The following is a 14,846-nucleotide window of genomic DNA, read 5'->3' on the forward strand; positions in this document are numbered from 1 at the left end:
AACAGTAGTTAACATTAATTAACTTTAGAATATTCTATATGTAATTATATTTGTACTTAAAATAACACTAAAATTTATAAATAATGAAATCAATTCTTTTAAAAAGTATCACAGTTTTAATGCTGTTTATAAGTGCTGTTGGGTTTGCACAAGATTTTCAAGGTAAAGCTATTTATCAAACTAAAACTACGTTAGATATAGATTTTGAAAACAGTGGAATTCCTGCTGATAGAATAAAAATGATGCAGGACAGAATGAAAAGTCAGTTAGAAAAAACGTTTGAATTAACATTTGACAAAACAGCATCAATTTATAAAGAAGAAGTAATGTTAGACCAATCCGCTGGAGGTGGAAGAGGAGGTTTTCGTATCGGTGCTTTTGGAGGTGGTACTACAGGAGATTACTATAAAAACACGCAAACTAAAACAGTTGTAAAAGAGAGTGAATTTAGTGGTAAAAACTTTTTAATAAAAGATGTTTTAAAAGATTATGAATGGAAGATGGAGCAAGAAACCAAAATGATTGGTGAAAATATGTGTTTTAAAGCAACAACTACTATTGAAATTCCTGTAAGGCCAGAAATCAAATTTGGTAGAAGAGGAGGCCCTGGTCAAAATAATAGAGGTCAAGAGGAAGAAGAAGCTACAAAAGAAGAAGCTCCTAAAACAGAAGAGGTTGTTGTAACTGCTTGGTATGCGTTAAATATTCCAGTAAGTCAAGGTCCTTCAGATTTTTGGGGATTACCAGGTTTAATTTTAGAAGTATCTTATGGAAATACCAATATTTTATGTACTAAAATAGTAATCAACCCTAAAGATAAAATTGAGATTAAAGAACCAAAAAAAGGAAAAGAAGTTTCTCAAGCAGAATACGATAAAATTATTGCGGAAAAAATGAAAGAAATGGAAGAGCGTTTTAGAAATGAACGTCAAAAAGGTGGTCAATCAGGCGGTAGAAGAAGAGGATAAAAACATATTAAAAGGTAGCTATCAATCTTGAAATAAGATTTGATAAATTTTTAAAAACTATAGGTGTATACAAGCCAAAACAATTCAAAATAAATAAAACAATTACAAATGAAAAAATATATAAGCCTGCTTATTTTTATGGCAGCTCCCTTTTTTGTGATAGCACAAAATATTAAGTTAGAAGGAATCATAAAAAATGAAGCAGGTGAACCCTTAGAAATGGCAAATGTTATTGCATTTAAAAAAGGTACAAAATTTTTACAATCGTATTCAATAACAGACGCTAAAGGGAATTATAGGCTAGCTTTAGAACAGAATGAAGCTTATACACTTAAAGTTAGCTACCTTGGCTTTGATACTCAAGACTTTGAAATTAATACAAATAATACCACCGATAGTTTTACAAAAGATTTTGTTTTAAAAGAGTCAAGCGAGTCGTTAAGTACCGTTGAAATTACTTACGAAATGCCTGTAAAAATTGTTGGCGATACCATTGTATACAATTCAGACTCGTTTACAACTGGTACAGAAAAAAAATTAGAAGATGTACTTGAAAAGTTGCCTGGTGTAGATATAGACGACAATGGAGAAGTTGAGGTTGAAGGTAAAAAAGTACAGAAAATATTGGTTGAAGGAAAAGCCTTTTTCGATGGAGATTCTAAATTAGCAACTCAAAATATTCCAGCAAGTGCTATTGATAAAATACAAGTGTTAAAAAATTACAATGAAGTGGCAGGAATGCGCGGTGTTACTAATAACGAAGATAATATTGCTATAAATATTAAATTGAAAAAAGGGAAAAATAAATTTTGGTTTGGTGAAGTAAACGCAGGAGTAGGTGAAAATGACAAATACATAGCAAAACCTAAATTATTTTATTATAGCCCAGATAAAAGTATAAACCTGTTAGCCGATTTTAATAATATTGGAGAGGCACCTTTTACCAGACAAGATTATTTTAGATTTACTGGTGGTTTACGTGGCGCTGTAAGTGGCAGTGGAACAAGTTTTAATGTTTCTTCTGGTGGTTTAGGTTTTATGACTACTCAAAATAATAGAGCTCAAGAAATTACATCAAAATTTGGAGCGTTAAACTTTGGTTTGTCTCCAAACAAAAATTTAGATTTTAATGGCTTTGCAATTGTTAATCAATCTGAAACAGATTTGTTTACCACTTCAAATACAGTTTATAACAATTTAAACTTAACCGAATCTTCTGAAAAAAATGCGTTACAAAACAGTAAATTAGGATTGTTAAAGTTTAGTACTACCTATAAACCAACTACAAGTGTACATATTGATTATGATATTTTTGGTAAAATTTCTGAACAAACAGAATTTCAAGATGTAACTTCAACAAGTAGAAGTGCAGATACTTATAAAGAAGAAAAACCAGCTTCTTTAAACCAGAATTTTAACTTGTATTATACAATAGACGATAAAAATATTTTTTCTGCAGAAATGCAACATCTGTATCAAAAAGATAAGCCTTTATACAATTCTATTGCTACTTTACAACCGTTTTTAGTATTACCAACTTCAGATGCTGAAAGTTTCTTTGATATAATTCAAGATAAAAAAATTACGACAAGTAAGTTTGATGCAAAATTCGATTATTACTATTTACTAACTCCAAAAAGTAATATTAATATTTCTTTAGGAACTACATTAAGTCACCAAAATTTAGATTCATATATTTCTCAAAATTTAGATGATGGAACTACACTAGAATTTAACGATCCACAATTAACTAACGATGTTGTATATAATTTTACGGATCTGTTTTTAGGAGTGCATTATAAAATGGTTTCTGGAATTTTTACTTTTAATCCAGGGGTAACTTTACATCAATACATTACAAAAGATACACAGTTAGGTACAGAAAATAAAGTAAATACAACCAAAGTATTACCAGATGTGTATGCGAGTTTACAATTTAAATCATCTGAAAGTTTACGTTTTAATTATGCTATTACTACACAATTTACAGATATTGATAATATTTCTGAAGGTTATTTTTTAAACAGCTACAATTCATTAACACGTGGAAATAGAGATTTAGAAAGTGCTTTGTATCATAAATACTCTTTAAGTTATTTTAGCTTTAGTATGTTCTCTTTTACCAATATTAATGCTTCTATAAATTATACTAAAAAAGAAAATAGTATTAAAAATAATACCGAGTTAATTGAGATTGATAGAATTTCGTACCCAGTAAATTCAAATTTAGCAGACGAAACTTTTTCGGCATCATTTAGATATGGAAAAACATATAACAAGCTTAAAACAAATTTTTCTGCAAATGTATCTAATTCAATATTTAACAATATTGTAAATGATGAAATGATAAAATCAGAATCATTATCTCACAATTACCAAGCTAGTATTGCTACAAAATTTAAAAATGCTCCAAATTTTGAAATTGGGTATCAAAAATCATTTTCAGATTATTCAAGTTCTAATAGTGAAACAGACAGACCTTTTGCAAATATTGAGGTTAGTTTCTTAAAAAACTTTATTTTAACGGCAGATTACAGCTATTATAATTATAAAAATACTTTTGAAAGTTCTAGTAGCGAAACTAATAATGAATACTCGTTTTTAAATGCAAATTTATACTACCAACAACAAAATAGTAAATGGGAGTTTAAAATTTCTGCAAGTAATTTAACAGACAATACTTCTATGAATACAGATAGCTATAATGAGATTTCAGATAGTAATTCAACTTCGTTGTATTTTATTCAACCAAGACTTTGGATGTTTTCTGTAAAATATAATTTGTAACTAAATTTTAATTAATAGGTTGTTACATTGTAATGGCGAATTTTAATAAGTTCTTCATTACGAGATAAAGCGTTAAGAATATGTTTATTGAACATGTTCTTAACGCTTTATCCTTTTTTAGCTTACTTCCTTTGCTTCACTTCTTTAGATTGCCATTTAAATTTTCATAGGACGTTTTTAAATTCGTCATTCCGAACTTGTTTAGCTCTGTCCGTCATCCCGAACTCGATTCGGGATCTCATGATAATAGTTAAAAGAATTATATACTCTCTTTTTATCTTATTTTTCATTTTTTCCATCGATGAAAAAACGAAATCGACGATAGGAGATTCACGAACTCCTAATAAATAATAAATAGGTGAGCTAAACAAAAAAATCTAGTCTGATGATAATTTAATTGAATCTTACAGAAGTTCCGCAGTCGACGCCAGACCGCTACGCTCTTTGGCTTACTCTCGTTGCTTCACTTCCTCAGATTACTACTTAAATTTTCATAGGACGTTTTACATTCGTCATCCTGAACTTGATTCGGGATCTCATGAACTTAACTAAATGATGATTGGGGTTCTTTAGGGACAGATCCTGAAACCGCAGATTCACGAACACTAATAATAAAATAAAACAGCATAGTGAGTAATCAAGTTCAGCATGACGAAGTGAAAGAACGTCATCCCGAACTTGATTAGCTCCGCTCGGGATTTTATGATGTTAGCTAGAAACATGATTTAGGTTTACTTGTGACAGATGCTGAAATAAATTCAGCATGACGTACATTACAAGCAGATGCTGAAACCGTAGGTTCACGAACTCCTCTAATAAAATAAAAAGGATAGTGAGTAAATAAATTCAGCATGACGAGGTTATTTTAATTAAGGTTTTAAGTAACAGATTGCCGCAGTTGTGTTTTCATTGCATTACAACACGCCCTCGCAATGACGGGTTTTAAAGTAACGACATCCTAAACCTCTCGTCATCCCGAACTCGATTCGGGATCTTATGATGTTAACTAGAAACATGATTTAGGTTTACTTGTGACAGATGCTGAAATAAATTCAGCATGACGTACATTACAAGCAGATCCTGAAACCGCAGATTCACGAACTCCTCTAATAAAATAAAAAGGAATAGTGAGTAATCGAGTTCAGCATGACGAGGTTATTTTAATTAAGGTTTTAAGTAACAGATTGCCGCAGTTGTGTTTTCATTGCATTACAACACGTCCTCGCAATGACGGGTTTTAAAGTAACGTCATCTTATACCTCTCGTCATCCCGAACTCGATTCGGGATCTTATGATGTTAACTAGAAACATGATTTTGGTTTATTAGTGAAAGATGCTGAAATAAATTCAGCATGACGTACGGTAGAAGCAGATGCTGAAACCGCAGGTTCACGAACACTAATAATAAAATAAAAAAGTGATAAGTAAGTAAATACTAAAATATTAATAAAGCTTTTATATTGCTATTATCAACATACTTTTGAAGTACTTTTCTTCCTGGTAAAAAAGATAAATCCATTATAAAATTAAAACCAGCAATTTCAGCACCACATTTTAAAATAATTTCGGCAGCAGCTGCAGCAGTACCACCTGTAGCTAATAAATCGTCGTGTATTAAAACTTTATCTCCAGGTTTAATTAAACCGTCTTGTACTTGAATTTCATCCAAGCCATATTCTTTTTTAAAAGTTTGAGTTATAACTTTACCAGGTAATTTCCCTGGTTTTCTGGCTAATATCATAGGAGCTTTAGCAGCTTTTGCTAAATCAAATCCAAATAAAAAACCTCTAGCATCAAAACATAAAATTTTATTGAATAAGTAATCAGTATTTTGTTTTGGTAATAATTCTTGTAGATAATGCGATGTAAGTACTGCTAATTCTGGTTTGTATAAAATACTTTGTACATCTTTAAAATTTACACCTTTCTCTGGCCAATCTGGAAACGTTTTAATTTCTTTTTTTAATAATTTTCTACAATCTTCAATAGTTGATATGTGTTCCATATTCATTAGAAAAATTTATGATTTTGAAACTTTAAAAGTACTAAATTTGTTGTAAACGGGGTTTAAATTTAGGTTTAAAATAAAAGGCTGTTTAGAAAATTTTCTAAACAGCCTTTTTTATAAATTTATGATTGTGTTTTATTACATCATTCCTGGCATTCCACCACCCATTGGAGGCATAGCAGCACCAGCAGGAGCATCTTCTTTAATATCAACTAAAGTACAAGCTGTTGTTAAAATCATACCAGCAACAGAAGCTGCATTTTCTAAAGCAATACGAGTTACTTTTGTAGGATCAATAATTCCAGCTTTTAGCATTTCTGTGTATTCTTCAGTTTTGGCATTGTAACCAAAATCTCCTTTACCTTCAGCAACCTTAGCAACAACTACAGAACCTTCACCACCTGCGTTTTCAACAATTTGACGTAATGGTTCTTCAATAGCACGTGCTAAAATTTTAATACCAGTTACTTCATCTAAACTATCTGTAGTAATAGATTTTAATACTTCAATAGTTCTTACTAGAGCAACTCCACCACCAGCAACAATTCCTTCTTCAACAGCAGCACGTGTTGCGTGTAATGCATCATCAACTCTATCTTTTTTCTCTTTCATTTCAACTTCACTAGCAGCACCCACATATAAAACAGCAACACCACCAGCTAATTTAGCTAAGCGTTCTTGTAGTTTTTCTTTATCGTAGTCTGAAGTTGTAGTTTCAATTTGCGCTTTAATTTGAGAAACACGCGCTTTAATTAAATCAGCTTCACCAGCACCATTTACAATAGTAGTATTGTCTTTATCAATAGTAACTCTTTCAGCAGAACCTAACATTTCTAAAGTTGTTTTTTCTAGCGTTAAGCCTCTTTCTTCAGAAATTACAGTACCACCAGTTAATATAGCAACATCTTCTAACATTGCTTTTCTTCTATCTCCAAAACCAGGAGCTTTTACAGCAGCAATTTTAAGAGCTCCACGTAATTTATTCATTACTAATGTAGCTAAAGCTTCACCTTCAACATCTTCAGCAATAATTAATAAAGGTTTTCCACTTTGTGCAACTGGTTCTAAAATTGGTAATAAATCTTTAAGATTTGTTATTTTTTTATCGAATAATAAAATGTAAGGATTTTCTAAATCTGTTAACATTTTATCTGCATTGGTTACAAAGTAAGGAGATAGGTAACCTCTATCAAATTGCATACCTTCAACAATATCTACATAAGTAGCGGTTCCTTTTGCTTCTTCAACTGTAATTACACCTTCTTTTCCAACTTTTTCAAAAGCTTGTGCAATTAAATCACCAATAGTTTCATCGTTATTTGCTGAAATAGATGCAACTTGTTTTATTTTTTCAGATTTGTTACCAACTTCTTGAGATTGTTCTCTTAAATCACTAACAATAGCTTCCACTGCTTTGTCTATTCCACGTTTTAAATCTAATGGGTTTGCACCTGCAGCAACATTTTTTAAGCCTTCTTTTACAATTGCTTGAGCTAATACAGTTGCAGTTGTAGTTCCGTCACCAGCTAAATCGTTGGTTTTTGAAGCTACTTCTTTAACCATTTGAGCACCCATATTTTCAAGAGGGTCTTCTAATTCTATTTCTTTTGCAACCGATACACCATCTTTTGTTATTGATGGACCTCCGAAAGATTTACCAATTACTACGTTTCTTCCTTTAGGACCTAAAGTTACTTTAACAGCGTTTGCTAAAGCATCTACACCACGTTTTAATCCGTCACGTGCTTCAATATCAAAAATTATTTCTTTTGCCATTTTATTTTGTTTTTTTGCAAAAGCTATAGGCTTTAAGCCATAAGCCTTATGCTATTAGTTTTTGTTTTAATTGATATGTTTTTCTTTTTATTAAGTTTATTTGCTTTAATAAATAGACAGACTTTTCTTCTGTTATATAATTCAAATCTTTTGAAAGAATAATTAAATATTCTGTTTCATTTGCAGAACCTAAAGCTATGGTTAAAAATCTATTGAATTCGGCATCAGAATCTCTACCACATCCTTCTGAAATATTTGTAGGAATCGATGAACAAGCACGTCTAATTTGAGAAGTTAACCCATAAATTTCATTTTTAGGGTAATCATTCGTTAGTTCGTAAATGTCTAAAGTAAGTTTATGACTTAATTTCCAAATTTCATATTTTTTAAAATCTCTCATAGCTTAAAGCGTACTACATCTGGCTTAAAGCATAGAGCCTAAAGCCTAAAGCTTGTTTTATACAATTGCTAAAATATCGCTTTCTCTCATTATTAGATATTCACTTCCTTCTAAAACAAGTTCAGTACCAGCATATTTACCATACAAAACAGTATCCCCAACTTTTACAGTCATTGGTTCGTCTTTTGTACCGTTACCAACTGCTAAAACAGTTCCTTTTTGTTGCTTTTCTTTTGCTGAATCTGGTATAATTAAACCTGAAGCTGTTGTAGTCTCTGCAGGTAGAGGTTCTATTAAAACTCTATCTGCTAATGGTTTGATGTTAATTTTACTCATTTTATATTTTGTTTAAATTTATTAATTCTATGTTTAGAATAGTCTAAAAGTGTGCCAATATATATAAACTGACAAATGTACTTTTGCATAAAAATTTAGGCATAAAAAAAATGCCAACGTGTCACACACATTGGCATTTTTAAATTTTTAAAAGTATTTTTTATTGAACTGTATCTTGAGTTGTAGGTGTTTCTACAGGTAAAGCTGCTGGAGCATCTTGTATTTCACGATTCTCAATAGTATTTTCAATTTCTGATGTTGTATCAATTGCATGTGTTTTTGGCGCAGCAAAGTTTGATAATAGTATAAGTGCTAAAAGAATAATTGAAAGTGTCCAAGTACTTTTATCTAAAAAGCTAGTTGTATTTTGCACACCTCCTAAAGATTGTGTTCCACCACCTCCAAAAGAAGAAGATAATCCTCCACCTTTTGGGTTTTGAACCATTATAATTAAGATTAGCAAAAGTGCTACGATCATAATCAGACCTAAAAATATTGTATACGTTGTCATGACTTATTTATTTGTAAATTTTTTATTGCTTTGATTTGGTCTGCAAAGAAACCACTTTTTTCTGGATATTTCAAACTTAAAATGCGATAGGCTTTTATTGCATTTTCAAATTTTTGTTGTTCAAGATACACTTTTGCTAAAGTCTCGGTCATTAAACTCTCATTTTCTGAAGTACTTTCAGGTGAAATGTCTTGATTTACAGTGTTTTTGTTAACGGGTTTTATTTTTGGTTTTGCTTCAATAAATTTATCTATTAAACTTATTTTATTGCTTTTAGCCGTCTTTTTTTCTGAAACTTCTGTTCTATTAATTGGTTTTTGAGCAATTAATTGCATCCATTCATTAAAAGAATGGGGCTCTGTATTTTTAAATTTTAGCGGTTTTCCAATTTCTAAAACTTCTGAACTTGTTTTTTTAGGTGGTTTAGACTTGGGTGTTTCAATTGTTTTTTTAGGAGTTTCTTTTACTATTGGTGTTGGAATTACGTCAACATCTTTTTTTACAATTGGTGCTGTAACGGTGTTTTTTTCAAAATTTTGAGTCGTAATAAAATTAAAAAGCACCGATCGATCTACGGTATATGCAGCGGTTTTTTTTAACGCCTGGTTGTATTTAAAGCTATTGGTATTGTTTAAGCCTTTTAATTGAATGGCTCTAGCCAACTGAAAATAAGGGTATTCATTAATTATAGCTTCTAATTCTGCTGTTTTAGCAGCATCAATAGTAGCTGTATTTTGCATTAATGATATAAATTCAGTGGTGTTCATATTTGTTACCATTTTGCTACAGAAGCGTTAAAAATATCTTGCGCTATACGTTCAATAATTTCATCAAAAGCATCATCTAAGGCACTTCCAATTAATTGTGTATTTGCATCATAATCGTAGTAATGAGAGAAAGTCTTTTCAAAATTATCATCTTCATTTTTATTATTGTAAAAACGAACATTTACTGTAATTGTTAACCTGTTTTGTGCTGCTGTTTGTTCCGCAGTAGCTGTCATTGGGTTAATTTTATAACCGGTAATTTCACCTTCAAATTGTAAATGACCTCCAGAATTAACCGATGTTAGGTTTGTTTGAGTATCAAATAAATCTCTAAGTTCGGTTGTAAATACCTGACTTAAACTAGGCTCTACTAAAATAGCTTCATTTGGAAAATAATCTATTTGTACAGTTTTTACATCAGGACTTATATTTGTTCCTGTAAACGAGTAAATTCCACAACTTTGGTAAGTTATTAAGGATAGAAATAGTATTAGTGAGCTAAGTTTTTTCATTTATTTTTAAGTTAAAGGTAAAATTCTGCAATATTAGTGCAGAACTTTGGTTTTTTGTAAACTTTTTATGAATCTTGTCATTCTTGTACAGTTAGGAATTTACTAATACTTAGTATGTTTTCCTGTTTTTACAGGAATGACAAAACTCAATTTCAAATATAATTATTATTAACTATAAATCGTATTGTTTTATTTTACGATACAGTGTTCTTTCTGAAATTCCTAATTCTTTTGCAGCTAATTTTCGTTTACCATTGTTACGTTCTAACGATTTTTTTATCAATTCTATTTCTTTGTCTTGAATAGATAAGCTTTCATCTGCATCAATAGTTTCGGTAAACGGATAATCATCTTCTTCTATATTAGCGTAATTTTCATTAATTCTAACAACTTCTACGTGATTCTCTTCCGGTTTATCGATAGGTTTATCTTTATAAATTTTTTGAATTAGATGTTTATTTTCTTCTTGTACCTTACTGCTGTCGTTTCCTTTTAATAAATCGAGTGTTAATTTTTTTAAATCGTTGATATCATTACGCATATCAAACAAAATTTTATACATAATTTCTCGTTCTGAAGCAAAATCGCTTTTAGATTTTTCTTCATTTACAACAGAAGGTAAATTAGTGCCTTTACTAGGTAAATATTCTAAAATTTTATGCCCAGTAATAAGTCTGTTTTCTTCTACAACAGAGATTTGTTCTGCAATGTTTTTTAACTGTCTAATATTACCTGGAAATCCATAGTTATTTAGAATTTTTATTGCATCATCTGCCAACCTTACTGTTGGCATTTTGTATTTTTGAGCAAAATCTGATGCAAATTTTCTAAATAGTAAGTGTATGTCGCTTAAGCGGTCTCTTAAAGGAGGTAGGTTAATTTCAATTGTGCTTAACCTATAATATAAATCTTCTCTAAATTTACCTTTAGATATAGCTTGGTGCATTTTTAAATTAGTTGCAGCAACAATACGTACATCGGTTTTTTGAACTTGAGAAGATCCTACTTTAATAAATTCACCGTTTTCTAACACACGTAATAAACGAACTTGTGTTGTTAGGGGTAATTCTCCAACTTCATCTAAAAAAATAGTTCCGCCATCGGCAACTTCAAAATAACCTTTACGCGTTGTAGTTGCACCAGTAAAAGCGCCTTTTTCGTGTCCGAAAAGTTCACTATCTATGGTTCCTTCAGGAATTGCTCCACAGTTTACAGCAATATATTTTGCATGTTTTCTATGTGATAATGCGTGAATTATTTTTGGTATATTTTCTTTTCCAACACCACTTTCACCAGTTACCAAAACAGAAATATCAGTTGGAGCAACTCGAATTGCTTTTTCTAATGACCTGTTTAGTAGCAGGTCGTTTCCAATAATTCCAAAACGTTGTTTTATTGCTTGTAATGATTCCATAACTATACTCTTTTTCCTAATAGTGTTGCAGATGTGCAATTTTCTACTAAGATATGAACAAAATCCCCAACTTGTTCTTCTCCTTTAGGAAAAATAACCATTGCATTTTGAGAATTTCGTCCTTTCCAATGTGCATCCGATTTTTTTGAAGTTCCTTCAATTAAAACTTCAACGGTTTTACCAATAAATTGTTCCATTCGGTAATTTCCGTGTGCTCTTTGAAGTTGAATAATTTCATTCAACCTTCTTTTTTTAACAGCTAAATCAACATCGTCTTCCATTCTCTTTTCAGCAGGAGTTCCTGGTCTTTCAGAGTATGCAAACATAAAACCAAAGTCGTATTTTACATATTCCATTAAACTTAAGGTGTCTTGATGTTCTTCTTCTGTTTCACCACAAAAACCAGCGATCATATCTTGAGATAAAGCACATTCTGGTACTATTTTTCTAATATTGTCTATTAATTCTATATACTCTTCACGGGTGTGTTGTCTGTTCATTCTTTTTAAAACACTAGTACTTCCAGATTGTACAGGTAGGTGAATGTATTTACAAATGTTTTCGTGTTTTGCCATAGTATATATTACATCTAAACTCATATCTTGTGGGTTAGATGTAGAAAAACGAAAACGTGTTTTTGGAAATTCTGTAGCAGCTAAATCTAATAATTGCGCAAAATCTACAGCGGTAGCTTTTGCAATTTCAGAGGCGTTTTTAAAATCTTTTTTTAAGCCACCACCATACCAAAGGTAACTATCTACATTTTGTCCTAGTAGTGTAATTTCTTTATAGTTTTTAGCAACTAATTCACGAATTTCTTCTAAAATACTTTTTGGATCTCGGCTACGTTCTCTACCTCGTGTAAAAGGAACTACACAAAATGTACACATATTGTCGCATCCTCTGGTTATTGATACAAAGGCAGAAACACCATTGCTGTTTAATCTTACCGGAGAAATATCGCCATATGTTTCTTCTTTAGATAAAATTACATTTACGGCATCTCTTCCTGCATTTACTTCGGCTAATAAATTAGGTAAATCTTTATAAGCATCTGGTCCAACCACCAAATCAACAATTTTTTCTTCTTCTAAAAATTTAGACTTTAAACGTTCAGCCATACAACCCAATACACCAACTTTCATAGCGGGATTTATTTTTTTAACGGCATTGTATTTTTCTAGACGTTTACGTACAGTTTGTTCTGCTTTTTCTCTAATAGAACAAGTATTTACCAATACTAAATCGGCTTCTTCAAGCAAATGCGTAGTATTGTAACCTTCTTCAGAAAGTATTGAAGCTACAATTTCAGTATCATTTAAATTCATTTGGCAACCATAACTTTCTATAAATAGTTTTTTATGATTTCCTTCTTTCTGATCTGTTAAAAGCGCTTGACCTTGTTTTTTTTCTTCTATAACTTTTTCGCTACCCATAATTTTTCTATTGGATTGCAAAGATATAACCAATTTTTTGAAGATATGACATATTGTCATAATTTTAACAATCGCTTTAGAATTGGTTTTAGGATGTGAAAGTAGCAAGTCTAAAGTTAACTTTCTAACTTTCGATTTTCAAACTAAAAAACAGTTCAGTATTTGTTTTTTTAACCTACATCAAAATAAAACCGTCATGCTGAACTCGATTACTCACTATCCTTTTTTATTTTATTATTGGAGTTCGTGAATCTGTGATTTCAGCATCTGTTTGTATTAGTCGTCATGCTGAACTTGATTCAGCATCTGCCATTAGTGAAATCAAATCTCTCGTTCATTTTTACTCATCCCTTTATTATTTGTTTTTGTATTCGTGATGTGCTACGCAGTTCCATCGATGAAAAACGAAATCGACGATAGGAGATTCACGAACTCCAAATAAACAATAAGGCAGGCGTGAGCTAACCAAAAAATCTAGGCTTACGAAACTGTATCTAAATATTTTGTTCAACATCTAAATTTTAGGAACTCGCCTTTAAAAATTTAGTTAGCTAGTATAATTGGTTTGGCTCAAACCTTTCGACTCGGCTCAAGGCAGGCTATCTAAAATTTTACGATGTCTTCACTTCATATTTTACGATACACCTTCGATAGGCCGGGTTAAACTTTATTCCGTCATTGCGAGGGCGTGTTGTAATGTAATGAAAACACAACTGCGGCAATCTGTTACTTAAAACCTTAATTAAAATAACCTCGTCATGCTGAACTCGATTACTCACTATCCTTTTTTATTTTATTAGTGGAGTTCGTGAACCTGCGGTTTCAGCATCTGCCATTAAAGAAATCAAATCACTCGTTCATTTTTCCATCGATGAAAAACGAACCAAAAAATCTAGGCTTACGAAACTGTATCTAAATATTTTGTTCAACATCTAAATTTTAGGAACTCGCCTTTAAAAATTTAGTTAGCTAGTATAATTAGTTTGGCTCAAACCTTTCGACTCGGCTCAAGGCAGGCTATCTAAAATTTTACAATGTTTTCACTTCATATTTTACGATACACTTTCGATAGGCCGGGTTAAACTTTATTCCGTCATTGCGAGGGCGTGTTGTAATGTAATGAAAACACAACTGCGGCAATCTGTATCTAGAAAACTCAATCATCATTTAATTAAGTTCAAGAGACTGCCGCGGTCGCTTTTCCCTGGTGCCGGCTGGCCTGTTCACTAAAAATGTTCACTGAACATTTTCTTCACGTTCCATCCCGCAATGACGGAATTCATTATAGCTCTTTATTACTGGATGACGAATTTAAAAACGTCCTATGAGAATTTAAGTAGTAATCTAAGGAAGTGAAGCAGCGAGAGTAAGCCAAAAAGCGTAGCGGTCTGGCGTCGATTGCGTAACTTCTGTAAGATTCAATTAAATTATCATCAGACTAGATTTTTTTGTTTCGTTTTTTTATCGATGGAAAAAATGAAAAATAAGATAAAAAGAGAGAATATAATTCTTTTAACTATTATCATGAGATCCCGAATCGAGTTCGGGATGACGAGAGGTTTAGGATGACGTTACTTTAAAACCCGTCATTACGGGATGACGTTAGTGTAAACTATTCAATAATAGAACTTTAAAAAGGCTTCGACTTCGCTCAGTCGTCGCCAATTTTCAGACTTTTTAACTAAACTAGTTTGGGATTACGGTTAATCAGGTTCAGAATGACGGTTTTCAATAAGTAAAAACCATTAATAAATCCTCAGTTTAAAGCTTTAAAAGCGCGTTTTTAATTATATATAATGTATTATTTTAACATAATTTTTAAGAAAATAATCTATTTTTTTATTGGTAAAATATTAAAATTAAAAATAGTTTTCTTAATGATAGTAGGGGTTGTAGCGTGTTTTAATTATTTTTAAGGTGTGGTATTTAAG

Annotated in this window: 11 protein-coding genes; 2 read left to right on the forward strand and 9 right to left on the reverse strand. The window is 31.3% G+C overall.

From position 1 onward, the window contains the following. Positions 1 to 83 precede the first annotated feature (83 nt). Both MHL31_RS14665 and MHL31_RS14670 read left to right on the forward strand, forming a co-directional pair. A complete protein-coding gene (locus tag MHL31_RS14665; RefSeq protein ID WP_240226699.1) occupies positions 84 to 968 on the forward strand; it encodes a GLPGLI family protein in 885 nt (294 codons plus the stop codon). Positions 969 to 1,076: 108 nt separating this feature from the next. Next, positions 1,077 to 3,755, forward strand: a complete 2,679-nt coding sequence (locus MHL31_RS14670; protein WP_240226700.1) for a carboxypeptidase regulatory-like domain-containing protein — start codon at positions 1,077 to 1,079, stop codon at positions 3,753 to 3,755. A gap of 1,435 nt (positions 3,756 to 5,190) precedes the next feature. Here MHL31_RS14670 and MHL31_RS14675 read toward each other — a convergent pair. From MHL31_RS14675 to miaB, 9 genes are all read right to left on the reverse strand, one after another. Next, the gene (locus tag MHL31_RS14675) at positions 5,191 to 5,760 is read right to left on the reverse strand and encodes an adenine phosphoribosyltransferase (RefSeq protein ID WP_240226701.1); all 570 of its coding nucleotides are present in this window, start codon (positions 5,758 to 5,760) and stop codon (positions 5,191 to 5,193) included. Positions 5,761 to 5,901: 141 nt separating this feature from the next. Beyond that, a complete protein-coding gene (gene groL, locus MHL31_RS14680; RefSeq protein WP_240226702.1) occupies positions 5,902 to 7,539 on the reverse strand; it encodes a chaperonin GroEL in 1,638 nt (545 codons plus the stop codon). A 46-nt stretch (positions 7,540 to 7,585) separates the two neighbouring features. Next, positions 7,586 to 7,939 carry a four helix bundle protein gene (locus MHL31_RS14685; protein WP_240226703.1) on the reverse strand — a complete coding sequence of 118 codons (354 nt, stop codon included), beginning with the start codon at positions 7,937 to 7,939 and terminating at the stop codon, positions 7,586 to 7,588. Between the two features lie 57 nt (positions 7,940 to 7,996). Next, on the reverse strand, positions 7,997 to 8,275 hold the full coding sequence (gene groES, locus MHL31_RS14690; protein ID WP_240226704.1) for a co-chaperone GroES: 279 nt from the start codon (positions 8,273 to 8,275) through the stop codon (positions 7,997 to 7,999). Positions 8,276 to 8,435: 160 nt separating this feature from the next. Beyond that, positions 8,436 to 8,786, reverse strand: coding sequence for a preprotein translocase subunit SecG (gene secG, locus MHL31_RS14695; protein ID WP_240226705.1), 351 nt, complete (start codon positions 8,784 to 8,786; stop codon positions 8,436 to 8,438). Next, positions 8,783 to 9,553 carry a hypothetical protein gene (locus MHL31_RS14700; protein ID WP_240226706.1) on the reverse strand — a complete coding sequence of 257 codons (771 nt, stop codon included), beginning with the start codon at positions 9,551 to 9,553 and terminating at the stop codon, positions 8,783 to 8,785. Before MHL31_RS14700 ends, secG begins: the two co-directional genes overlap by 4 nt. 5 nt (positions 9,554 to 9,558) lie before the next feature. Further along, complete coding sequence (locus MHL31_RS14705; RefSeq protein WP_240226707.1) at positions 9,559 to 10,065, reverse strand: LptE family protein; 507 nt, start codon at positions 10,063 to 10,065, stop codon at positions 9,559 to 9,561. A 172-nt stretch (positions 10,066 to 10,237) separates the two neighbouring features. Next, positions 10,238 to 11,479 carry a sigma 54-interacting transcriptional regulator gene (locus tag MHL31_RS14710; RefSeq protein ID WP_240226708.1) on the reverse strand — a complete coding sequence of 414 codons (1,242 nt, stop codon included), beginning with the start codon at positions 11,477 to 11,479 and terminating at the stop codon, positions 10,238 to 10,240. 2 nt (positions 11,480 to 11,481) lie between these two features. Next, positions 11,482 to 12,915: a tRNA (N6-isopentenyl adenosine(37)-C2)-methylthiotransferase MiaB gene (gene miaB / locus MHL31_RS14715; protein ID WP_240226709.1), complete on the reverse strand. Its 1,434-nt coding sequence runs from the start codon at positions 12,913 to 12,915 to the stop codon at positions 11,482 to 11,484. Positions 12,916 to 14,846: the final 1,931 nt, after the last annotated feature.

The organism is Lutibacter sp. A80 (genome assembly GCF_022429645.1).
Taxonomy (GTDB): domain Bacteria; phylum Bacteroidota; class Bacteroidia; order Flavobacteriales; family Flavobacteriaceae; genus Lutibacter.

Excerpts from the sequence above, each read along its gene's own strand:
- MHL31_RS14670 (WP_240226700.1), top strand. The coding sequence starts at position 1,077 with ATGAAAAAATATATAAGCCTGCTTATTTTTATGGCAGCTCCCTTTTTT.
- MHL31_RS14700 (WP_240226706.1), bottom strand. The coding sequence starts at position 9,553 with ATGAACACCACTGAATTTATATCATTAATGCAAAATACAGCTACTATT.
- MHL31_RS14710 (WP_240226708.1), bottom strand. The coding sequence starts at position 11,479 with ATGGAATCATTACAAGCAATAAAACAACGTTTTGGAATTATTGGAAAC.
- MHL31_RS14675 (WP_240226701.1), bottom strand. The coding sequence starts at position 5,760 with ATGGAACACATATCAACTATTGAAGATTGTAGAAAATTATTAAAAAAA.
- miaB (WP_240226709.1), bottom strand. The coding sequence starts at position 12,915 with ATGGGTAGCGAAAAAGTTATAGAAGAAAAAAAACAAGGTCAAGCGCTT.
- secG (WP_240226705.1), bottom strand. The coding sequence starts at position 8,786 with ATGACAACGTATACAATATTTTTAGGTCTGATTATGATCGTAGCACTT.
- MHL31_RS14665 (WP_240226699.1), top strand. The coding sequence starts at position 84 with ATGAAATCAATTCTTTTAAAAAGTATCACAGTTTTAATGCTGTTTATA.
- MHL31_RS14685 (WP_240226703.1), bottom strand. The coding sequence starts at position 7,939 with ATGAGAGATTTTAAAAAATATGAAATTTGGAAATTAAGTCATAAACTT.
- groES (WP_240226704.1), bottom strand. The coding sequence starts at position 8,275 with ATGAGTAAAATTAACATCAAACCATTAGCAGATAGAGTTTTAATAGAA.
- MHL31_RS14705 (WP_240226707.1), bottom strand. The coding sequence starts at position 10,065 with ATGAAAAAACTTAGCTCACTAATACTATTTCTATCCTTAATAACTTAC.
- groL (WP_240226702.1), bottom strand. The coding sequence starts at position 7,539 with ATGGCAAAAGAAATAATTTTTGATATTGAAGCACGTGACGGATTAAAA.